Origin of the sequence: Streptomyces sp. NPDC051822 (assembly GCF_044452745.1) — a bacterium.
Taxonomy (GTDB): domain Bacteria; phylum Actinomycetota; class Actinomycetes; order Streptomycetales; family Streptomycetaceae; genus Streptomyces.
Genome location: NZ_JBITBZ010000001.1, coordinates 28,911 through 48,761, shown reverse-complemented (window position 1 = coordinate 48,761; position 19,851 = coordinate 28,911). Strand labels below are relative to the sequence as shown.

19 protein-coding genes are annotated in these 19,851 nt (G+C 71.6%); 12 read left to right on the top strand and 7 right to left on the bottom strand.

The window, feature by feature from the left end; all coding sequences use genetic code 11:
* Window positions 1-10: 10 nt before the first annotated feature.
* The 8 genes from ACIA8N_RS00220 (at window position 11) to ACIA8N_RS00185 (ending at window position 7,759) form a co-directional block, all read left to right on the top strand.
* The gene (locus ACIA8N_RS00220; protein ID WP_365782269.1) at window positions 11-808 is read left to right on the top strand and encodes an acetoacetate decarboxylase family protein; all 798 of its coding nucleotides are present in this window, start codon (window positions 11-13) and stop codon (window positions 806-808) included.
* Window positions 808-1,692 carry an SDR family NAD(P)-dependent oxidoreductase gene (locus ACIA8N_RS00215; protein WP_365782267.1) on the top strand — a complete coding sequence of 295 codons (885 nt, stop codon included), beginning with the start codon at window positions 808-810 and terminating at the stop codon, window positions 1,690-1,692. The genes ACIA8N_RS00220 and ACIA8N_RS00215 overlap by 1 nt, the downstream gene beginning before the upstream one ends.
* A 15-nt stretch (window positions 1,693-1,707) precedes the next feature.
* Entirely contained in the window at window positions 1,708-2,991 is a 1,284-nt protein-coding gene (locus ACIA8N_RS00210) for an amidohydrolase family protein (RefSeq protein WP_365782265.1), read from the top strand.
* Window positions 2,988-4,214, top strand: a complete 1,227-nt coding sequence (locus tag ACIA8N_RS00205) for an amidohydrolase family protein (protein WP_365782263.1) — start codon at window positions 2,988-2,990, stop codon at window positions 4,212-4,214. Before ACIA8N_RS00210 ends, ACIA8N_RS00205 begins: the two co-directional genes overlap by 4 nt.
* A gap of 24 nt (window positions 4,215-4,238) precedes the next feature.
* The gene (locus ACIA8N_RS00200; RefSeq protein ID WP_365782261.1) at window positions 4,239-4,952 is read left to right on the top strand and encodes a VIT family protein; all 714 of its coding nucleotides are present in this window, start codon (window positions 4,239-4,241) and stop codon (window positions 4,950-4,952) included.
* 150 nt (window positions 4,953-5,102) lie between these two features.
* Window positions 5,103-6,032 carry a sterol desaturase family protein gene (locus ACIA8N_RS00195; protein WP_365782258.1) on the top strand — a complete coding sequence of 310 codons (930 nt, stop codon included), beginning with the start codon at window positions 5,103-5,105 and terminating at the stop codon, window positions 6,030-6,032.
* Complete coding sequence (locus ACIA8N_RS00190) at window positions 6,029-6,697, top strand: lysoplasmalogenase (protein ID WP_365782256.1); 669 nt, start codon at window positions 6,029-6,031, stop codon at window positions 6,695-6,697. The genes ACIA8N_RS00195 and ACIA8N_RS00190 overlap by 4 nt, the downstream gene beginning before the upstream one ends.
* Window positions 6,698-6,715: 18 nt before the next feature.
* Window positions 6,716-7,759 (top strand): zinc-dependent alcohol dehydrogenase family protein, encoded by a 1,044-nt coding sequence (locus ACIA8N_RS00185; protein WP_365782254.1) that lies wholly within the window; start codon window positions 6,716-6,718, stop codon window positions 7,757-7,759.
* Here the strand turns inward: ACIA8N_RS00185 and ACIA8N_RS00180 are convergent.
* The gene (locus ACIA8N_RS00180) at window positions 7,749-9,050 is read right to left on the bottom strand and encodes a CoA transferase (RefSeq protein ID WP_365782252.1); all 1,302 of its coding nucleotides are present in this window, start codon (window positions 9,048-9,050) and stop codon (window positions 7,749-7,751) included. The genes ACIA8N_RS00185 and ACIA8N_RS00180 overlap by 11 nt on opposite strands.
* A gap of 112 nt (window positions 9,051-9,162) precedes the next feature.
* A complete protein-coding gene (locus tag ACIA8N_RS00175) occupies window positions 9,163-10,701 on the bottom strand; it encodes a S8 family serine peptidase (RefSeq protein WP_365782250.1) in 1,539 nt (512 codons plus the stop codon).
* A 273-nt stretch (window positions 10,702-10,974) separates the two neighbouring features.
* Here ACIA8N_RS00175 and ACIA8N_RS00170 point away from each other — a divergent pair, with 273 nt between their 5' ends.
* From ACIA8N_RS00170 to moaA, 3 genes are all read left to right on the top strand, one after another.
* Window positions 10,975-11,349 carry a DUF485 domain-containing protein gene (locus tag ACIA8N_RS00170; RefSeq protein WP_365782248.1) on the top strand — a complete coding sequence of 125 codons (375 nt, stop codon included), beginning with the start codon at window positions 10,975-10,977 and terminating at the stop codon, window positions 11,347-11,349.
* Window positions 11,346-13,013, top strand: coding sequence for a cation acetate symporter (locus ACIA8N_RS00165; RefSeq protein WP_365782246.1), 1,668 nt, complete (start codon window positions 11,346-11,348; stop codon window positions 13,011-13,013). The genes ACIA8N_RS00170 and ACIA8N_RS00165 overlap by 4 nt, the downstream gene beginning before the upstream one ends.
* A 164-nt stretch (window positions 13,014-13,177) precedes the next feature.
* A complete protein-coding gene (gene moaA / locus ACIA8N_RS00160) occupies window positions 13,178-14,167 on the top strand; it encodes a GTP 3',8-cyclase MoaA (protein ID WP_359212687.1) in 990 nt (329 codons plus the stop codon).
* 53 nt (window positions 14,168-14,220) lie between these two features.
* Here moaA and ACIA8N_RS00155 read toward each other — a convergent pair whose 3' ends face one another.
* Together ACIA8N_RS00155 and ACIA8N_RS00150 are read right to left on the bottom strand one after the other, a co-directional pair.
* Window positions 14,221-14,436 (bottom strand): hypothetical protein, encoded by a 216-nt coding sequence (locus ACIA8N_RS00155; RefSeq protein WP_365787152.1) that lies wholly within the window; start codon window positions 14,434-14,436, stop codon window positions 14,221-14,223.
* Window positions 14,437-14,634: 198 nt separating this feature from the next.
* Window positions 14,635-14,979, bottom strand: a complete 345-nt coding sequence (locus ACIA8N_RS00150; RefSeq protein WP_365787154.1) for a DUF3099 domain-containing protein — start codon at window positions 14,977-14,979, stop codon at window positions 14,635-14,637.
* Between the two features lie 170 nt (window positions 14,980-15,149).
* Here ACIA8N_RS00150 and ACIA8N_RS00145 point away from each other — a divergent pair, with 170 nt between their 5' ends.
* The gene (locus tag ACIA8N_RS00145; RefSeq protein WP_365787156.1) at window positions 15,150-15,425 is read left to right on the top strand and encodes a GlsB/YeaQ/YmgE family stress response membrane protein; all 276 of its coding nucleotides are present in this window, start codon (window positions 15,150-15,152) and stop codon (window positions 15,423-15,425) included.
* 83 nt (window positions 15,426-15,508) lie between these two features.
* Here the strand turns inward: ACIA8N_RS00145 and tyrS are convergent, their stop codons facing one another.
* From tyrS to ACIA8N_RS00130, 3 genes are read right to left on the bottom strand one after another with little or no spacing between them, the layout of a single operon-like run.
* Window positions 15,509-16,777: a tyrosine--tRNA ligase gene (gene tyrS / locus ACIA8N_RS00140; protein ID WP_365787158.1), complete on the bottom strand. Its 1,269-nt coding sequence runs from the start codon at window positions 16,775-16,777 to the stop codon at window positions 15,509-15,511.
* 52 nt (window positions 16,778-16,829) lie between these two features.
* Window positions 16,830-18,221, bottom strand: a complete 1,392-nt coding sequence (locus ACIA8N_RS00135; RefSeq protein ID WP_365787160.1) for a metallopeptidase TldD-related protein — start codon at window positions 18,219-18,221, stop codon at window positions 16,830-16,832.
* Window positions 18,218-19,741: a TldD/PmbA family protein gene (locus tag ACIA8N_RS00130; protein WP_365787162.1), complete on the bottom strand. Its 1,524-nt coding sequence runs from the start codon at window positions 19,739-19,741 to the stop codon at window positions 18,218-18,220. Before ACIA8N_RS00130 ends, ACIA8N_RS00135 begins: the two co-directional genes overlap by 4 nt.
* Window positions 19,742-19,851 lie beyond the last annotated feature (110 nt).

The window sequence follows — 19,851 nt, the reverse complement described above, 5'->3', positions numbered from 1 at the left end:
GTGGTACGTCATGGCACGAGTACGGTACGGGGCGCGCACCGACGCCGAGGCGGCGGCGGCCCGCGCACGGAGCGCCCGGCTCCCCGAGATCTGGTCCACCGGGGTGGTCGCCGTCTGGGAGACCGATCCGGACGTCGTCGCGGCGGTCCTGCCGCCCCCGCTGAAACCCACCGCACGCCCGCTCGTCCGCGCCACCATCAGCCGGGTCGACCTGCCCGGCTATCCCCTGGGCGCCGGCTCCGTGGCGGTCGCCGCCGCCCACGGCGACCGCGAGGGCTGGTACCCGCTGGTCATGCCGATGACCCACGAACGCGCCCTGACCGGCGGACGCGAGGTCTTCGGCGAGCCGAAGAAACTGGGCGAGGTCACCGTCGAACGCGAGGGGCTGGTCGTCCGCGCGGCCCTCGCCCGGCACGGCATCGCCTTCGTGGAGGTCCGCGGCGCGGTCTCCGGCCCGCTGCCACTGCCGGAACCCGTCGAGAAGACCGACTTCTACTTCAAGTTCCTTCCGGGTGTGGAGGGTTCCGGCTTCGACGCCGACCCCGTCCTGGTCCACTGCGTCCGCAACGAGAAGGTGCGCAGGCTGGAGCGGGTCACCGGTGACGTGGTCCTGCGCGAATCCATGTACGACCCGGTCGCCGACCTCCCCGTACGCCGGCTCGTCGAGATCACGATCGGCGAGAAGACCACCGACCAGAAGGGCACGGTCGCCGAACGCGTCTGCGCGCAAGCCCTGCTGCCGTACGTACACCAGCGTTACGACGACCCGCAGCACATTCTCGACGGCCCGCCCGAGGGGAGCGTCTGATGGAGCTGCGCGAGGGACAGGTCGCCGTCGTCACCGGCGCCGCGAGCGGCATCGGGCTCGCCATGGCACGCCGCTTCGCCGCCGAGGGCCTGGCCGTCGTCCTCGGGGACGTCGAGGAGGCCGCGCTTGCGCGGGCCGCCGACGAGCTGATGGAGAGCGGGGCGCAGGTCCTCGCCCGGACCGTCGACGTCTCGGACGCCGACGGGGTACACGCGTTCGCCGAGGCCGCCTACGACACCTTCGGCGCCGTCCACGTCCTCTGCAACAACGCGGGCGTCGGCTCCGGCGCCGAGGGCCGCATGTGGGAACACGACCCCAACGACTGGAAGTGGGCCTTCTCCGTCAACGTCTGGGGCGTCTTCCACGGCATCCAGGCCTTCGTCCCGCGCATGCTCGCGAGCGGCGAACCGGGCCATGTCGTCAACACCTCCTCCGGCGACGGCGGCATCGCCCCGCTGCCCACCGCCTCCGTGTACGCGGTCACCAAGGCGGCCGTCGTCACCATGACCGAGTCGCTCTACGCCCATCTGCGGGCCGAGCACGCGCGCGTGGGCGTGTCCGTGCTCTTCCCGGGACCGCACATGCTCCGCACCGGCCTCTGGGAGTCGCACCGCAACCGGCCCGAGCGGTACGCCAAGCAGCGCCCGCGCAGGACCCCGTACCGCAGCCTCGACCAGTGGGAGGCCGCCATGAAGGAGGCCGGTCACGAGGTGGCCTTCACCCCGGTGGAGGAGGTCGCGGAGCACGTCGTCGACGGCATCCGCGCCGACCGCTTCTGGATGCTGCCGGAGAGCGAGCACAGCGACCGGCAGATCCGGGCGCGCTCCACGTCGATGCTCGACCGCGCCGCCCCGTCCTATCTGGAGAGCTTCATCCTCGACTGACTGGGGGACAGCACGATGAGTCATGAAGACCCGTATCTGATCATCTCCTCCGACTGTCATGCCGGACTGCCCACCGAGGAGTACCGGCCCTATCTCGATCCCCGTTTCCGCCGTGAGTTCGACGAGTTCCTCGCCGGACGCGAGGCCCGCCAGGAGGCCATGACCCGGCTGGGGGTGCGCAACGAGGCCTTCGCCGACCGGTGGTTCCACGACAACGAGGAGGGTCTGCGCGGCGGCTGGGACCCCGTGCAGCGGCTCAAGGAGCTCGACGGCGACGGGGTCGCGGCCGAGGTGGTCTTCCCCGACGCCGACGCCGTCGACAGCAGGACCGCCGCCCCCTTCGGCGTGGGCCTCGGCCTCTCCGGCGACCAGGACCCGGCGCTCGGCATGGCGGGCGCGCAGGCGCACAACCGCTGGCTCGCCGAGTTCGTCGGCCAGAACCCCACGCGGCATTGCGGAGTCGCGCTGCTGCCCATCACCGCGGAGCCCGCGAAGGTCGTCGCCGAGATCCACCGGGCCAGGGAGTCGGGGCTCGGCGCGCTGATGATCCCCTCCATGTGGGTGGACAAGGCGCCGTACCACGACCGGCGCTACGACCCGGTCTGGGCGGCCGCCGCCGAGACCGGGATGCCGCTGGTCACGCACTCGGGCGCGGCGCCGCGCGAGGAGTACGGCGACCACCTCGGCATCTACGTCTCCGAGGTCACCTGGTGGCCGGCCAGGCCGCTGTGGTTCCTGCTCTGGTCGGGCGTCTTCGAGCGGCACCCCGGGCTCCGGTTCGGGGTCGCCGAGTCAGGCTGCTGGTGGCTGCCGAACCTGCTCTGGTTCATGGACCGGCTCTACCTCGGCGCGCACGGCGGCAAGAAGCTGTCCCCGTTCGCGGAGCTGACCCGGCCGCCGAGCGAGTACCTGGACCGGCAGGTCTTCGTCTGCGCCACCAACACCAAGCGGCGCGAACTCGCCCAGCGGTACGAGATCGGCGTCGACAACATCCTGTGGGGCTCGGACTTCCCGCACCCGGAGGGCACCTGGCCCGACACGCGCGCGTGGCTCCGGAAGACCTTCCACGACATCCCGGTGGCGGAGACGCGCCGGATGCTGGGCCTCTCGGCGGCGGAGGTCTTCGGATTCGATGTTCAGCTGTTGGATCCGATAGCCCGTCGGATCGGCCCCACCCCCGCCGACCTCGGCCAGTCGCCCGACCAGGCCGCGGTGGAGGCCTCCTGGGCCCGCTCGCGCGAGGTCGGCCGCCACTGGCTCACGGAACACGACTTCCCGGTCCTGGGGGGCACGCCATGACGGACCGCTACACCGTCATCTCGGCGGACTGCCACGCCGGCGCCGACCTCCTCGACTACCGCCCGTACCTGGAGAAGAGGCACCACGAGGCCTTCGACGCCTGGGCGGCGACCTACGTCAACCCGTACGAGGACCTGCTCGCCGACACCGCCGACCGCAACTGGAACTCCGGGCGCCGCCTGCGCGAGCTGGAGGCCGACGGGATCGTCGCCGAGGTCGTCTTCCCGAACACCGTCCCGCCGTTCTTCCCCTCCGCCTCCCTGATGGCCCCCGCGCCGACCCGCGAGGAGTACGCGCTCCGCTGGGCGGGACTGCGGGCGCACAACCGCTGGCTGGCCGACTTCTGCGCCGACGCGCCGGGCCGCCGGGCGGGCGTGGCGCAGATCCTCCTCAACGACGTCGACGAGGCCGTCGAGGAGATCCGCCGCACCAAGGAGGCGGGACTCACCGGCGGGATCCTGCTGCCGGGCGCCCCGCCGGGGTCAGGGGTGCCCGAGCTGTACTCGGAGACGTACGACCCGATCTGGGCGGTCTGCGCCGAACTCGGCGTGCCGGTGAACCACCACGGCGGCTCCGCCTCGCCGCCGCTCGGCGACGAACCGGCCGCCCGCGCGGTCTTCATGGTGGAGACCACCTGGTTCTCCCACCGGGCCCTGTGGCACCTGATCTTCGGCGGTGCGTTCCGCCGCCACCCGGACCTCAGGCTCGTCCTGACCGAGCAGGGCTCCGGCTGGATCCCGGGGATCGTGGACATGCTGGACTACTACCACGAGCGGCTCGTCGCGGCGGCCTCCCGGGCCGCCACCGCCGAGTCCAGGTTCGGCGCCGGCCTCGCCGCGTCCATGGGCAAGGGCCCCAGCGAGGTCTGGCGCGACAACTGCTTCGTCGGCGCGAGCTTCATGCGCCCCCACGAGGTGCCGCTGCGCGACCGGATCGGGCTCGACAAGATCATGTGGGGCAGCGACTACCCGCACGACGAGGGCACCACCCCGTACTCCCGCGAAGGCCTCCGGATCGCCTACGCGGGAGTGCCCAGGGACGAGGTCGCGGCGATGGTCGGCGGCAACGCGGCCCGCGTCTACGGCTTCGACCTCGCCCTCCTCGACCCCCTCGCCGCCGTCCACGGGCCGGAGGTCGCGGAGATCGCCACACCCCTGGGGAAGGTCCCGGAGGGCGCGACCAGCCCGGCCTTCGCCCCGGGCGGGTCGGTCCGCGTCTGGTGACGGCCGGGGTGAGACCCTCCCGGGGTGACTGACGCACCCCTCGACGACTCCGCCCACGAGGGAGGACTCGGCTCCCGTCTCAACTGGCTCCGGGCCGCCGTGCTCGGAGCCAACGACGGCGTCGTCTCCACCGCCGGCCTCGTCGTCGGCGTCGCGGGCGCCACCGAGTCCCGGGCCACGCTGCTCACGGCCGGACTCGCCGGGCTGCTCTCCGGCTCGATGTCGATGGCGGCGGGGGAGTACGTCTCCGTCTCCACCCAGCGCGACTCCGAGAAGGCCGCGCTCGCCCAGGAGAAGCGCGAACTGCGGGACGACCCCGAGGCCGAACTCGACGAGCTGACCGCACTGCTGTCCGCCCGCGGCCTCTCCTCCGACGTGGCCCGCGAGGCCGCGGAACAGCTCACCGAGCGCGACGCCCTGCGCGCCCACGCGCGCGTGGAGCTGGGCATCGACCCCGACGACCTCACCAACCCCTGGCACGCGGCCTGGGCGAGCTTCCTCGCGTTCACCGTCGGCGCCCTGCTGCCCCTCCTCGCGATGGTCCTCCCGCCGACGGACGCGCGGCTCTGGGTCACGGTGCTCTCCGTCCTCGCGGCCCTCGCCCTCACCGGCTGGTGGAGCGCCCGCCTGGGCGAGGCGCCCCCGGGCCGCGCGGTCCTGCGCAACATGGCCGGCGGGGCGCTCGCGATGGCCGTCACCTACGGTGCGGGCTCCCTGCTCGGAGCGGCCGGGGTCTGAAGGCGCCCGCGCTGTCGTCGGAAGGCGACCGCGCCGGCCGAAGGCGCATGCGTTGTCAGAAGGTGCCAAAGCTTGCTGACAAGCCGTCTCGCATACTTGTTGGTAACAACGTCTAGCCCCGCCCCGCCCACCACCCCTACCGTCGACGACATGCCGAACCTGCCCGATGTCGTGCTCTGGTCCATACCGGCGTTCGTCCTGCTCACCGTCCTGGAGATGGTCAGCCACCGGATCCACCCCGACGAGGACGCCGCCGGGTACGAGACCAAGGACGCCGCCACCAGCATCGGCATGGGCCTCGGAAGCCTGGCCTTCGACGCGCTGTGGAAGATCCCCGTGGTCGCCATCTACACCGCCGTCTACGAGCTGACCCCGCTCCGCGTCCCCGTCCTCTGGTGGACGATCCCGCTCATGCTGCTCGCGCAGGACTTCCTCTACTACTGGCAGCACCGCGGACACCACGTCATCCGCGTCCTCTGGGCCTGCCACGTCGTCCACCACAGCAGCCGCAGGTTCAACCTCACCACCGCCCTGCGGCAGCCGTGGACCAGCGTGACCTCCTGGCCCTTCTACCTGCCGATGATCGCCCTCGGCGTGCACCCGGCGGCCGTCGCCTTCTGCTACTCCGTCAACCTCGTCTACCAGTTCTGGATCCACACCGAGCGCGTCGGCAAGCTGCCCCGGCCCTTCGAGTACGTCCTGAACACCCCCTCCCACCACCGCGTCCACCACGCCTCCCAGGGCGGCTACCTGGACCGGAACTTCGGCGGGATCCTCATCGTCTGGGACCGGATGTTCGGCTCCTGGGTCGGCGAGACCGACCGGCCCGTCTACGGGCTCACCAAGAACATCGAGACGTACAACCCGCTCCGGGTCGCCACCCACGAGTACGCCGCCATCGCCCGCGACCTCCGGGCCGCGAACGACTGGCGCGAGCGGGCCGGACGGGTCTTCCGCGGACCGGGCTGGCAGCCGGCGCCCGTCGCGGGGAAGGGCCCCGCCCCGGAGCCGGCCGCCGAGCCCGCCCACACGCCCGCCCATGCGCCCGCCGCCGAGCCCGCCCCGGGGACCGCCGCGTGACGACTTCCTCCCGTGGCCTCTCCCGTGGCCACTCCCGCGGCCTCTCGCACGCGCTGCTCGTCGCCTTCGCGGTCGCGGCCGCCGTCGACCTGATCTCCCTGCTCGCCGGCGCCGAACTCGGCCACCAGCTCGCCAAGCCGCTCCTGATGCCGCTGCTCGCCGCCCACGCCGTCACCCGAGGCGCCCCGAAGCCGCTCACCGCCGCGCTCCTCTTCGGCTGGGGCGGTGACGTCTTCCTGCTCTCCGACGCCGACTGGGCCTTCCTCGTCGGCATGGGCTCCTTCGCCGCGGGACACGTCTGCTACCTGGTCCTCTTCGGGCGGCGCCGTGCGTCCGTCCCCCTGGGGATCGCGTACACCGCGGCGCTCGTCGGCACCGTCGCGCTCCTGTGGCCCGACCTCCCCGCCGACCTGCGGATCCCCGTCGCCGGATATTCGCTGCTGCTCACGGCCATGGCCTACCGCGCCAGCTCCCTTGGCCTCCTGGCCGGTCTCGGCGGCGCCCTCTTCCTGCTGTCCGACACCCTCATCGCCACCGGGGTCGCCGCATGGCCCCAGCTGCCGGCGCCCGACTTCTGGGTCATGCTGACCTACATCGCGGCGCAGTACCTGCTGACGGCGGGAGTGCTCCGCGCGATGTACGGTGAACGTCGTACAAACGTCTGACAGCAAGGACCGTCCGCCATGCGCGCCACCACCATCCACGCCCCGTTCGACATGCGCGTGGAGGACGTGCCCGACGCGGTGGTGCGGGACTCCACCGACGTCGTCGTCCGCGTCCTGCGCGCCTGCGTCTGCGGCAGCGACCTGTGGGCCTACCGGGGCGAGTCGGCCCGGCAGCCCGGCCAGCGCATCGGCCACGAGTTCCTCGGGATCGTCGAGGCGGCGGGCGCCGACGTCTCCGGCTTCACGCCCGGCGACCTCGTCGTCGCCCCCTTCGTCTGGTCCGACGGCACCTGCGACTACTGCGCCGAAGGGCTCCAGACCTCCTGCCCGCGCGGCGGCTTCTGGGGCTCGGTCGGCTCCGACGGCGGCCAGGGCGAGGCCGTCCGCGTCCCCTTCGCCGACGGCACCCTCGTCAAGCTCCCCGCCGACGCCGCCTCCGACGACCGGCTCCTGACCGCGCTGCTCGCCCTCTCCGACGTCATGGGCACAGGCCACCACGCCGCCCTCGGCGCGGGCGTGAAGCCCGGCTCGACCGTCGCGGTCGTCGGCGACGGCGCCGTCGGCCTCTGCGGCGTCCTCGCGGCCAAGCGCCTCGGCGCCGAGCGGATCATCGCGCTCGGCCGGCACACCGTCCGTACCGACATCGCCCGCCTCTTCGGCGCCACCGACGTCGTCGCCGAACGCGGCGAGGCCGCGGAGGCCGCCGTCCGCGAGCTCACCGGCGGCCAGGGCGCCCACGGCGTCATCGAGGCCGTCGGCACCGAGCAGTCCATGCGGACCGCCGTCGCCATCGCCCGCGACGGCGGCTCCATCGGCTACGTCGGCGTCCCGCACGGCAGCGGCACCGGACTCGACCTGTCCGTCATGTTCGACCGGAACATCGCCCTGCGCGGCGGCGTCGCCCCCGTGCGCGCGTACATCCCGGAACTGCTCCCGGACGTCCTCGACGGCATCATCGACCCGTCCCCGGTCTTCGACCTGACCGTCGGCCTCGACGGCGTCCCCGGCGGCTACAAGGCGATGGACGAGCGCACCGCCCTGAAGGTCCTCGTCAAGCCGTGACCCAGGCGGCGGCGTCGCCGCCCGGCACGCCCGGCGGGCGCGACCAGCCCGTCGGGCCGCCCTCGTACGCGACGGGCGACAGTGCGTGCCGCAGCCGCCCGAGCGGACCCTCCGACTCGGTGAGGTACCGCTCGGGCTCGTACCGCGGCAGCGTGTGCGTCAGCCAATGCCCCGTCTGCGCCAGGGCCAGCCGGACGAGCCGCGTGCCGCCCTCCCGGTCCTGCTCGGTCAGCGAACGCAGCACCGCCGCCGCGAGCAGATAGCCCGTGCCGTGGTCCAGGGCCTGCGCGGGCAGCGCCCCGGGCTCCTCGGCCGAACCCTCGGTCACCGCGATCCCGGTGGCCACCTGCACCAGGCTGTCGAAGCCGCGCCGCTCGCGCCAGGGGCCATGGTCGCCCCACGCGGAGAGCCGCGCGGTGACGAGTCCCGGGCGGTGGAGGCCGAAGCGGTCGAGCGCGCCCGGCCGGTAGCCGGTGACCAGCACGTCGGCGGCGTCCAGGAGTTCGTCGACGGTACGCCGGTCGGAGGGCCGGTCCAGGTCGAGGGCGGCGGTCCGCTTGCCGACGTCCGTGTCCGCGTGCTGGTCCGGCAGTTCGGGGTTGCCCGGCGGGTCGATCCGCAGCACGTCCGCGCCGAGCAGCGCGAGCGTCCGGGTCGCGACAGGACCCGCGATCACGCGTGTCAGGTCGAGGACCCGCAGGGGGCCCGTACGGCGCCGGGGCGGGGCCTCGTCGAGCCGCTCACGGGTGAGCAGCGGCCGGGCCGCCACCCCACGGCCCTGTTCGTGCGCCGCCCACTCGGCGGGGGTGCGCAGGGCCACGGCGAGCCCTCCGGCCGCGTACACCGCCGTCTCGACGTCCACGGCCCGCCGTGCGCCGATCGCCGCCGCGACGGCCTCCACCGACCCGGAGGAGACGTCGAGCGCGGTGAGCAACGCCGCCCGGTGGTGGGGGTAGTTGGCGTGGGTACGGATCCAGCCGTCGGCCGCCCGCCAGAACCGCGACAGCGGCGCGAAGTTCACGGGGGCCCGCCCGTCGACCCGCAGATGACGCTCGCTCACGAAGGCGGTGGCCACGGCCCCGTCGTCCACCCGCACCGGCCCCGGCAGCCCGGCCCGCTCGACGGCGGCGAGCCCGGCGACCGCGACGGTCGCCCGCGCCAGGTCCATCACCGGCAGCCGGGCCGGAAGGAGACCGGAGGGGCCGGTGAACGACACCCGGTCGACCAGGGCGGGATCGCCGCCGAGCACCGACCACAACAACTCCGTACCGGAGCGCACTGTCTGCTTCATGACGGCACTATGGCACTCAGTGCCACGCGAAGGGGCCCTGGTGTGGCACACCACACCAGGGCCCCGCCGAACGCCGAACCGCCTACTTCACGGCGGCTTACTTCACGGCCTCTTACTTCACCGCGTCCAGCGCGTCGATCAGACCGGCTCCGTAGAAGCCGTTCTTGTTCACGCCACCCTCGCAGACGGCGTCGATCGTGCCGTCGCCCTCGATGTCGTACGGGTTGGTGCAGGCGCGGTCGTCGGCCTGCGCGTACAGCAGCGCCTTCAGCGCCGCCGGGCTCGCGTAGGGGTGCCTCGACTTGATGAGCGCGAGGACACCCGCCGCGTGCGGCGAGGCCATCGACGTGCCGGCCTTGTAGTTGTAGCCGCCGTTGACCGTGGTCGACAGGATGCGACCGTTGACCGCCGGGGCGCCCGGGGTCTGGTACTCGGTGCGGTCACCGCCGGGGGCGGCGACGTCGATGATGCCGAGACCGTAGTTCGAGTACGACGACTTCAGGTCCTTGGCACCGGTCGCGGAGACGGTGACGACGCCCGGCAGCATGGCCGGGTAGTCGAAGCACACCTTCGGGTCGATGACCCGCTCGGCCGGGACGGTGTCGTTCGGGCTGCTCTTGTCGACGATCGAGTCGGCCGCGAGGTCGAACTTCGAGTTGCCGGCCGCCGCGACGTTGACGGTGCCCTTGCGCTCCGCGTAGCGGGTCGCACGGGTGACCGCCTCGATGAGGGCCTTCTGGTCCTCGTCGGTCTTGCAGGCGAACATCCACGGGTCGGTGTAGTAGCTGTTGTTCGTGATCTCCACGCCCTGCTCGGCCGCCCACATGAAGCCGCAGACCACGGCCTCGGTGTAGAAGAAGCCGTCCGGGGTGGACACCTTGATGCCGGAGACCTTGACGCCCGGGGCGACACCGGTGATGCCGACGCCGTTCTTGGCGGCGGCTATGGTGCCGGCGACGTGGGTGCCGTGGTCGCTCTCGCCCGGGTTCGGGCGCCACGAGCCGGGGGTGGTGTCCGGCTTGCCCGACACGCAGTTGGCGGACGCGGCGACGTCGAAGTTCGGCGCCAGGTCCGGGTGGGTGTCGTCGACACCCGTGTCGATGACGGCGACCGTGACGCGCTTGCTGCCGAGCGTCTTCTGGTGGGCCTTGTCCGCCTTGATGGCCGGGAGGTCCCACTGCAGGGGCTCCAGCGGGTCCTGCGCGTCCGTGGCGCTCGCCGCGGCGGCCTTGGCCTCGGCCGCGGACAGCGTCTGGGCGCCCTCGTCGACGGCGTCGTCCGCCTGGGCGGACAGCGGGGCGGTACGGGTCGCACCGGCCGACACCACACCACGCGCCTGACGGATCGTCTTCGCGAACTCGGGGTTCTGCGAGTGGACGACTATCACGCCTATCTGGTCGTACGAGACGACCACCTCGCCACCTGCGGCGGCGATCGCCTTCTTCACCGAGGCGGCCGTCCAGCGGCCCCCCTCGACGTTGACGACGTACGTCAGCTTCGGCCCGTTCGTCGCCACCGCTGCCGCAGCCGGTGCGTCGCTCAGATCCGCGGCGGAGGCGGCGCCGGAGGGAAGGAAGCCGAGCGAAGCCGTGAGCGCGAGACCAACCGGCAGAGCGAGAGCTCGGCCGCGCCTCGATCCCAGATGAGCCATGGGTTCTCCACATCATCCGTATGTACTGCTCGCGCGCGGGTTTGCGCGCGGGCAGGTGCATGACGAGTGAAGCTATCGCTGATCTTCCCGGCGCTTCAATGAGTTGAGAAGACTTCATGAAGATCTGTGCGAATAAATCCCTCGTGTGAACCGCTTCGCTTCGCGCTCCGTGCCGTTGTGCAGGGGAGGAGCTCCGATCGGAGCGCCGGTTCCCGCACCCCTGGTGAGGCCCCCTTGACCATGCCGTCCGTCCCCGCGTCACGAGGAGATTCCGTGGCTACCGAAGCACCGCCGCCGCCCAGAAACGGGACGGATGCCGCATCCGCTCCCGTAACGCCCACGACGGAACAGTTCGTCGAGGTGCAGGAGGGCGCGGAGTTCGGCGAACTGCGCCGTACGTACCGCTCCTTCGCCTTCCCCCTCACCCTGGCCTTCATCGCCTGGTACCTGCTGTACGTGCTGCTCTCCAACTACGCGGGCGGCTTCATGGGGACCAAGGTGTTCGGCAACATCAACGTGGCGCTCGTCCTGGGCCTCGGCCAGTTCCTCACCACCTTCCTCATCGCCTGGCTCTACTCACGGCACGCGGCGAACCGGCTCGACCCCAAGGCCGAGGCCATCAAGTCCCGTATGGAGGGCGACGCATGAGCACCCCCGTCCTGCTCGCCGCCGACAGCACCCCGGTCCTGCTCGCCGCCGACAGCGCCACCGCCGAGCACCGGCCGCTGATCATCGCCCTCTTCGGCGCCTTCGTCATCGCGACCCTGATCATCACCATCTGGGCCGGCCGCCAGACCCGCAGCGCCGCCGACTTCTACGCCGGCGGAGGCCAGTTCACCGGCTTCCAGAACGGCCTCGCGATCTCCGGCGACTACATGTCCGCCGCGTCCTTCCTCGGCATCAGCGGTGCCATCGCCCTCTACGGCTACGACGGCTTCCTCTACTCGATCGGCTTCCTCGTCGCCTGGCTCGTCGCCCTGCTCCTGGTCGCCGAACCGCTGCGCAACTCCGGCCGCTTCACCATGGGCGACGTCCTCGCCTACCGGATGCGCCAGCGGCCCGTCAGGACCGCCGCGGGCACCTCCACGATCGTCGTCTCGATCTTCTACCTGCTCGCCCAGATGGCGGGCGCCGGCGTCCTCGTCTCGCTGCTCCTCGGCATCACCAGTGACGGCGGCAAGGTCGCGATCGTCGCCCTCGTCGGCGTCCTGATGATCGTCTACGTGACGATCGGCGGCATGAAGGGCACCACCTGGGTGCAGATGGTGAAGGCGGTCCTGCTCATCGCGGGCACCCTCCTCATCACCTTCCTCATCCTGCTGAAGTTCGACTTCAACCTCTCGCAGCTGCTCGGCGCCGCCGCCACCAACAGCGGCAAGGGCGACGCGTTCCTGGAGCCCGGCCTCAAGTACGGCCTGAGCTCCGTCTCGAAGCTCGACTTCATCTCCCTCGGCATCGCCCTCGTCCTCGGCACCGCGGGCCTGCCGCACATCCTGATCCGCTTCTACACGGTGCCGACCGCCAAGGCCGCCCGTAAGTCGGTCAACTGGGCCATCGGCATCATCGGCGCCTTCTACCTGATGACGATCGTCCTCGGCTTCGGCGCCGCCGCCCTGCTCAGCGGCGACACGATCAAGGCGTCCAACAAGGCAGGCAACACGGCGGCCCCGCTCACCGCCCTCGAAGTCGGCGGCGGCGCCGGGTCCACCGGCGGCGCGATCCTCCTCGCCGTCATCTCCGCCGTCGCCTTCGCCACCATCCTCGCCGTGGTCGCCGGTCTGACCCTGGCCTCCTCCTCGTCGTTCGCGCACGACATCTACGCGAACGTGATCAAGCGCGGGAAGGCCACGGAGAAGGAGGAGATGCGGGCCGCCCGCTGGTCCACCGTCCTCATCGGCATCGTGTCGATCGCGCTCGGCGCCCTCGCCCGCGACCTCAACGTCGCCGGTCTCGTCGCCCTCGCCTTCGCGGTCGCCGCCTCGGCCAACCTGCCGACGATCCTCTACTCGCTCTTCTGGAAGCGGTTCACCACCCAGGGCGCGCTCTGGTCGATCTACGGCGGACTGATCTCCTCCGTCGTCCTCGTCCTCTTCTCGCCGGTCGTCTCCGGCGGGCCCGCCTCGATGTTCAAGGGCGTGGACTTCCACTGGTTCCCGCTGGAGAACCCCGGGCTCGTCTCGATCCCGCTCGGCTTCCTCCTCGGCTGGCTCGGTTCGCTCCTCTCCAAGGAGGAGCCGGACGCGGGCAAGTACGCGGAGCTGGAGGTCAAGTCCCTCACCGGTGTCGGGGTCGCCGCCGCGGTCAAGCACTGACCGGAGAGCAGCGGGTCGTATACGGTCCGCGACCCCCGGACGGCCGCGTCGTAGAGTTCTACGACGCGGCCGCGCCGGTCCCGTGACAATCTGCCCTGCTCGTTGTCCGTGGGCTCACGTAGGCTCGAACCACAAGCAACCGCAAGACGGGGAGGGGGCCCACAGTGCTCATCGACACTTATGGCCGGGTCGCCACCGACCTGCGCGTCTCACTCACGGACCGCTGCAATCTGCGCTGCACGTACTGCATGCCGGAGGAGGGCCTCCAGTGGCTCGCCAAGCCGGACCTGCTCACCGACGACGAGATCGTCCGGCTGATCCGCATCGCGGTCACCGACCTCGGCGTCACCGAGGTCCGCTTCACCGGCGGCGAGCCGCTGCTCCGCCCCGGCCTCGTCGGCATCGTCGAGCGCTGCGCTGCCCTGGAGCCCCGCCCCCGGATGTCCCTCACCACCAACGGCATCGGACTCAAGCGCACGGCCGCCGCCCTCAAGGCCGCAGGCCTCGACCGGGTCAACGTCTCCCTGGACACCCTGCGCCCCGACGTCTTCAAGACCCTGACCCGGCGCGACCGCCACCGGGACGTCCTCGACGGCATGGCCGCCGCCCGGGACGCCGGCCTCACCCCGGTCAAGGTCAACGCCGTCCTGATGCCCGGGCTCAACGCCGACGAGGCCCCCGACCTCCTGGCCTGGGCGGTGGCGGAGGGTTACGAACTCCGCTTCATCGAGCAGATGCCCCTCGACGCCCAGCACGGCTGGAAGCGGGACGGCATGATCACCGCCGGTGACATCCTGGAGTCCCTGCGCACCCGCTTCACCCTGACGCCCGAAGGCTCCGACGAGCGCGGCTCCGCGCCCGCCGAGCGCTGGGTCGTCGACGGCGGACCGCACACGGTCGGCGTCATCGCCTCCGTCACCCGGCCGTTCTGCCGGGCCTGCGACCGCACCCGGCTCACCGCCGACGGGCAGGTGCGGACCTGCCTGTTCGCCACTGAGGAGACGGACCTGCGGGCCACGCTCCGCTCGGACGCCCCGGACGACGAGGTCGCCCGGATCTGGAAGCAGGCCATGTGGGGCAAGAAGGCCGGCTCCGGCCTCGACGACCCGGACTTCCTCCAGCCCGACCGCCCCATGTCGGCGATCGGCGGCTGACCGGCGGCTGACGGGGGCCGACCGGCGGCCGACCAGCGGCTGATCGGGGCCCTTCAGCCCTCGGTCGGCTCCCACTCGGCGAGTGGCACGACGTCCTTCAGGAAGCCCCGTACGCCCAGGAACTGCGAGAGGTGTTCGCGGTGCTCCTCGCACGCGAGCCAGGTCTTGCGACGCTCGGGCGTGTGCAGCTTGGGGTTGTTCCACGCGAGCACCCAGACGGCGTCGGCGCGGCATCCCTTGGCCGAACAGATCGGCTTCTCTTCGCTCACTGGACCATTGATCACCTGATCATTGTCCAGCAAGGGCGATGCCGAGCAGCCACGGGGGGAGCTGCCCGGCATCGGTCCGTCGCTCCGACGGGGGATGCGGAGCGCGTAGGAAGTATGTCACGGCACATGGGGTGCGGTGCACTGGATGCCCAGGATTGATTTGAGCTTTTCTTGAGCTTTTCCGGCCACTGTCCGTGATCAGTTCCGGCCGTTCGGAGGCTCCGTCTCCCCGTCCGCCGAAGCCTCGCCGGCACCCAGCTCGGGCCGCACCGGAGCCGGTACGAAGGTGGAGGGAAGGGACGGAGCCGTCTCGCGGCCCGCGTTGGCGATGACCACGGCGACATAGGGGAGCAGCACACCCAGGGCGAGGGCCACGACGGCCACATGGCGCTGGACGTCCCACAGCACCGCGGCCGCGATCACGGACAGCGTCCGCACCGTCATCGAGATGACATAGCGCCGCTGCCGTCCCCGCACGTCGTCGGCGAGCCCCTGCCGGGCCCCCGTGATCCGGAAGACCTCGGTTCCGCCTCGCTTCGCCATCGCCGTTCACCACCCACCGGTCGCGCCGGACTCTCCCGGTCCGGACCTTGTTTCCACGGTACGCCCGGGCTCCGCCGCGCAGGAGGCCGGGGGCACGGATGGCGCCGCCCGACATGCGCCGTATGGCCGACGGGCCGAAACTGGGCGGACATGCGTACAAGGAGGCGACGATGAGTTGGTTGTGGGCGATCATCGTGGGATTCGTCCTGGGTCTGATCGCGAAGGCGATCCTGCCGGGCAAGCAGCAGATCCCGCTGTGGCTGACGACCGTGTTCGGCATTCTCGGCAGCGTGCTCGGCAACGCGGTCGCGACCTGGATCGGGGTCAACGAGACCAAGGGCATCGACTGGACCCGCCATCTGCTCCAGCTGATCGGCGCCGTCGCCGTGGTCGGGGTGGGGGACATGCTGTGGACATCGATGAAGAGCGGCAGACGCCGCGCCTAGACGGCTTCTCGCCGGACGCGCGGAGGCCCGGTACGGCACACACGAGGGTGTGCCGTACCGGGCCTCCGGCGTACGCGTACCGGTCAGGCGCCGGCGAACTCGATCGCCGCCAGGTTCTTCTTGCCGCGCCGCAGCACCAGCCAGCGGCCGTGCAGCAGCTCGTCCGCCGACACCTCGGCGTCCTCGGCGGTGACCTTCACGTTGTTCACGTAGGCCCCGCCCTCCTTCACCGTGCGGCGCGCGCCCGACTTGCTCGGCGCGAGCCCGACCTCGGTGAACAGGTCCACGACCTGGCCCAGCTCGGTCACCCGGGCGTGCGGCAGCTCCGACAGGGCGGCGGCCAGCGTCGCCTCGTCCAGCTCGGCCAGGTCGCCCTGCCCGAACAGCGCCTTGGAGGCGTTGATGACGGCCGCGCACTGCTCGGCGCCGTGCACCAGAGTGGTGAGCTCCTCGGCGAGCGCCCGCTGCGCGGCACGCGCCTGCGGCCGCTCGGCGGTCTGCTCCTCCAGCGCCTCCAGCTCCTCGCGGGACTTGAAGGACAGGATCCGCATGTACGTCGAGATGTCCCGGTCGTCCACGTTCAGCCAGAACTGGTAGAACGCGTACGGCGTGGTCATCTCCGGGTCCAGCCAGACGGCCCCGCTCTCGGTCTTGCCGAACTTGGTGCCGTCCGCCTTGACCATCAGCGGGGTCGCGAGCGCGTGCACCTCGGCGCCGGGCTCCACGCGGTGGATCAGGTCGAGCCCCGCCACCAGGTTGCCCCACTGGTCGGAGCCGCCCTGCTGGAGCGTGCAGCCGTAGCGGCGGTACAGCTCCAGGAAGTCCATGCCCTGGAGCAGCTGGTAGCTGAACTCCGTGTAGCTGATGCCCTGCTCGGACTCCAGGCGCCTGGCGACGGAGTCCTTGGTCAGCATCTTGTTGACCCGGAAGTGCTTGCCGATGTCCCGCAGGAACTCGATCGCCGACAGGCCGGCGGTCCAGTCCAGGTTGTTCACCATGACCGCCGCGTTCTCCCCCTCGAAGGAGAGGTACGGCTCGATCTGCGTCCGCAGCCGGTTCACCCAGTTCGCGACCGTCTCGGGGTCGTTCAGGGTGCGCTCGGCCGTCGGCCGCGGGTCACCGATCTGGCCGGTGGCCCCGCCGACCAGCGCCAGCGGCCGGTGCCCGGCCCGCTGGAGCCGGCGGACGGTGAGGACCTGGACCAGGTGGCCGACGTGGAGACTGGCCGCGGTCGGGTCGAAACCGCAATAGAAGGTGACGGGACCGTCCGCGAGAGCCTTGCGCAGTGCGTCCTCATCGGTGGACTGGGCGAAGAGCCCACGCCACTTCAGCTCGTCGACGATGTCCGTCACGACCGTCAGTCTCCTCAGGTTGTTGGTGGTACGACGACTCAGTCTAGGCGGGTCAGACCCCCTTGCTGACCGAGCTCATGTTGAAGTCGGGCACCCTCAGGGCGGGCATCGCGGCCCGGGTGAACCAGTCGCCCCACTCGCGCGGCAGCGTCTTCTCCGTCCGGCTCGCCTCCGAGGCCCGCGACAGCAGGTCCACCGGCGACTCGTTGAACCGGAAGTTGTTCACCTCGCCGACCACCTCGCCGTTCTCGACGAGGTAGACGCCGTCCCGGGTCAGACCGGTGAGCAGCAGCGTCGCCGGGTCGACCTCGCGGATGTACCAGAGGCAGGTGAGGAGCAGCCCGCGCTCCGTCGCGGCCACCATCTCCTCCAGGGAGCGCTCGCCGCCCCCGTCCAGGATCAGGTTCCCCGCCCCGGGGGCCATGGGCAGGCCGGTGAGCGCCGCCGTGTGCCGGGTGGTGATCAGGTGCTCCAGCCTCCCGTCCCGCAACCAGTCCGTCGGACCGATCGGCAGGCCGTTGTCGAAGACGGAGGAGTCGTCGCCCGAGGAGTGCGCGATCACGAACGGCGCGGACTCCAGGCCCGGCTCGTTAGGGTCGCTGCGCAGCGTCAGCGGCAGCGGGGAGAGCGTCTCGCCGAGCCGGGTGCCGCCGCCGGGCTTGGAGAAGACCGTACGGCCCTCCACCGCGTCCCGGGCCGTGGAGGACCACAGCTGGTAGATCAGCAGGTCGGCCACGGCCGTCGGCGGCAGCAGCGTCTCGTACCGGCCGGCGGGCAGCTCGATCCGCCGCTCCGCCCAGCCGAGGCGGGTCGCCAGCTCCGCGTCGAGCGCGGCCGGGTCGACGTCCTTGAAGTCCCGGGTCGAGCGCCCGGCCCAGGCGGACCGCGAGCGGTCGGGGGACTTGGCGTTCAGCTCCAGGGTCCCGTTGGGCTGGTCGTGCCGGAGCCGCAGCCCCGTGGACGTACCCAGGTAGGTGGAGGTCAGCTCGTGGTTGGCGAAGCCGTAGAGCTCACGGCCGCCGGCCCGGGCACGGGCGAAGGCCTCGCCGAGCGCCGGTGCGAAGTCGGCGAAGACGGCGGAGGAGGTCTCCGCCGGGGCGTCCGTGAAGTCGGGCGACGAGGGCACGTCCCTCACCAGCGGCTGGGCGTCCTCCGCGGGCCCGGCCGTGCGCGCGGCGGCCTCGGCGGCCCGCACCAGCGGCTCCAGGTCGTCGACGGTCACGGCGGACCGGGAGACGACCCCCGTGGCGGTGCCCTGCGCGCCGTCCACGGTCGCGATCACCGTGAGCGTACGGCCGCGGGTGACACCGTTCGTGGTGAGCGCGTTGCCCGCCCAGCGCAGGTTGGCCGAGGACTCCTCGTCGGCGATGACGACACACCCGTCGGCACGGGACAGCTCAAGAGCCCGCTCGACGATCTCGTACGGCTTGCTGACGCGGCTCATCGCCCGGCCTCCTGCGTCGTGTTGAGGATGTTGACGCCCCGGAAGAGGGCGGAGGGGCAGCCGTGGGAGACCGAGGCGACCTGGCCCGGCTGGGCCTTGCCGCAGTTGAACGCGCCACCGAGCACGTACGTCTGCGGGCCGCCGACCTGCTCCATCGAGCCCCAGAACTCGGTGGTCGTCGCCTGGTACGCCACGTCCCGCAGCTGGCCGGCGAGCCGCCCGTTCTCGATGCGGAAGAAGCGCTGCCCGGTGAACTGGAAGTTGTAGCGCTGCATGTCGATCGACCAGGACCGGTCGCCCACCACGTAGACGCCCCGCTCCACGCCGCCGATCAGGTCCTCGGTCGACAGGCCGCCCGGGTCCGGCTGCAGGGAGACGTTCGCCATCCGCTGCACCGGCACGTGCGCGGGGGAGTCAGCGAAGGCACAGCCGTTCGACCGGCCGAGGCCGGTGAGCTTCGCGATCCGCCGGTCCAGCTGGTAGCCGACGAGCGTGCCGTCCTTCACCAGGTCCCAGCTCTGCGCCTCGACGCCCTCGTCGTCGAACCCGACCGTCGCGAGCCCGTGCTCGGCGGTCCTGTCACCCGTCACGTTCATGATCGAGGAGCCGTACGTCAGCTTCCCCAGCTGGTCGAAGGTCGCGAACGACGTGCCCGCGTACGCCGCCTCGTAACCCAGGGCCCGGTCCAGCTCGGTGGCGTGCCCGATCGACTCGTGGATCGTCAGCCAGAGGTTCGACGGGTCCACGACCAGGTCGTACCGCCCCGCCTCCACACTCGGCGCCCGCATCTTCTCGGCGAGCAGCCCAGGGATCTCGTCGAGCTCCTTGTCCCAGTCCCAGCCGGTGCCCGTCAGGTACTCCCAGCCCCGCCCGACCGGCGGCGCGATCGTCCGCATCGAGTCGAACTCACCGGTCGTCCCGTCGACGGCGACCGCCGTCAGCTGCGGATGCAGCCGGACCCGCTGCTGCGTGGTGACGGTACCCGCCGTGTCCGCGTAGAACTTGTTCTCGTGGACGGTGAGCAGCGAGGCGTCGACGTGCGCCACGCCGTCCGCCCGCAGCAGCCGCGCACTCCAGTCGGCGAGCAGCGCGCTCTTCTCCTCGCCGGGGACGGAGAAGGGGTCGATCTCGTACGAGGAGACCCAGGTGCGCTCCTCGTGCACCGGCTCGTCGGCCAGCTCCACCCTCTCCTTCGAACCGGCCGCCGCGATCACCTTCGCCGACAGCTTGGCCATCGCCACCGCCTGCGAGGCGACCCGCGCGGCCGCGTCCATGGTCAGGTCGACTCCGGACGCGAACCCCCAGGCCCCGCCGTGCACCACCCGCACCGCGTAGCCGAGGTCCGTGGTGTCCGAGGAGCCGGACGGTTTGGCGTCGCGCAGCCGCCACGAGGCGCTGCGCACCCGCTCCAGACGGAAGTCGGCGTGCTCGGCCCCGAGCGCGCGCGCTCGGGCGAGCGCCGCGTCGGCGAGCGCCCGAAGGGGCAGCGCGACGAACGAAGGGTCGATCTGATGGACCACGAGCGGCCTCGCTCTCGGTGATCGGAAGAAGGCGGTCGAACTGTCCCGGAAGTCAATCACGGGACGGGCCGCGGAGTCGGCGCATTGATGCGCGACCGCGGCGCGACCCA

Coding starts and splice junctions, on each gene's coding strand:
- ACIA8N_RS00220 (WP_365782269.1), top strand. CDS start 11: ATGGCACGAGTACGGTACGGGGCGCGCACCGACGCCGAGGCGGCGGCG.
- ACIA8N_RS00210 (WP_365782265.1), top strand. CDS start 1,708: ATGAGTCATGAAGACCCGTATCTGATCATCTCCTCCGACTGTCATGCC.
- ACIA8N_RS00205 (WP_365782263.1), top strand. CDS start 2,988: ATGACGGACCGCTACACCGTCATCTCGGCGGACTGCCACGCCGGCGCC.
- ACIA8N_RS00175 (WP_365782250.1), bottom strand. CDS start 10,701: ATGGCTCATCTGGGATCGAGGCGCGGCCGAGCTCTCGCTCTGCCGGTT.
- ACIA8N_RS00145 (WP_365787156.1), top strand. CDS start 15,150: ATGAGTTGGTTGTGGGCGATCATCGTGGGATTCGTCCTGGGTCTGATC.
- ACIA8N_RS00135 (WP_365787160.1), bottom strand. CDS start 18,221: ATGAGCCGCGTCAGCAAGCCGTACGAGATCGTCGAGCGGGCTCTTGAG.
- ACIA8N_RS00195 (WP_365782258.1), top strand. CDS start 5,103: ATGCCGAACCTGCCCGATGTCGTGCTCTGGTCCATACCGGCGTTCGTC.
- ACIA8N_RS00180 (WP_365782252.1), bottom strand. CDS start 9,050: ATGAAGCAGACAGTGCGCTCCGGTACGGAGTTGTTGTGGTCGGTGCTC.
- ACIA8N_RS00150 (WP_365787154.1), bottom strand. CDS start 14,979: ATGGCGAAGCGAGGCGGAACCGAGGTCTTCCGGATCACGGGGGCCCGG.
- ACIA8N_RS00165 (WP_365782246.1), top strand. CDS start 11,346: ATGAGCACCCCCGTCCTGCTCGCCGCCGACAGCACCCCGGTCCTGCTC.
- ACIA8N_RS00215 (WP_365782267.1), top strand. CDS start 808: ATGGAGCTGCGCGAGGGACAGGTCGCCGTCGTCACCGGCGCCGCGAGC.
- ACIA8N_RS00185 (WP_365782254.1), top strand. CDS start 6,716: ATGCGCGCCACCACCATCCACGCCCCGTTCGACATGCGCGTGGAGGAC.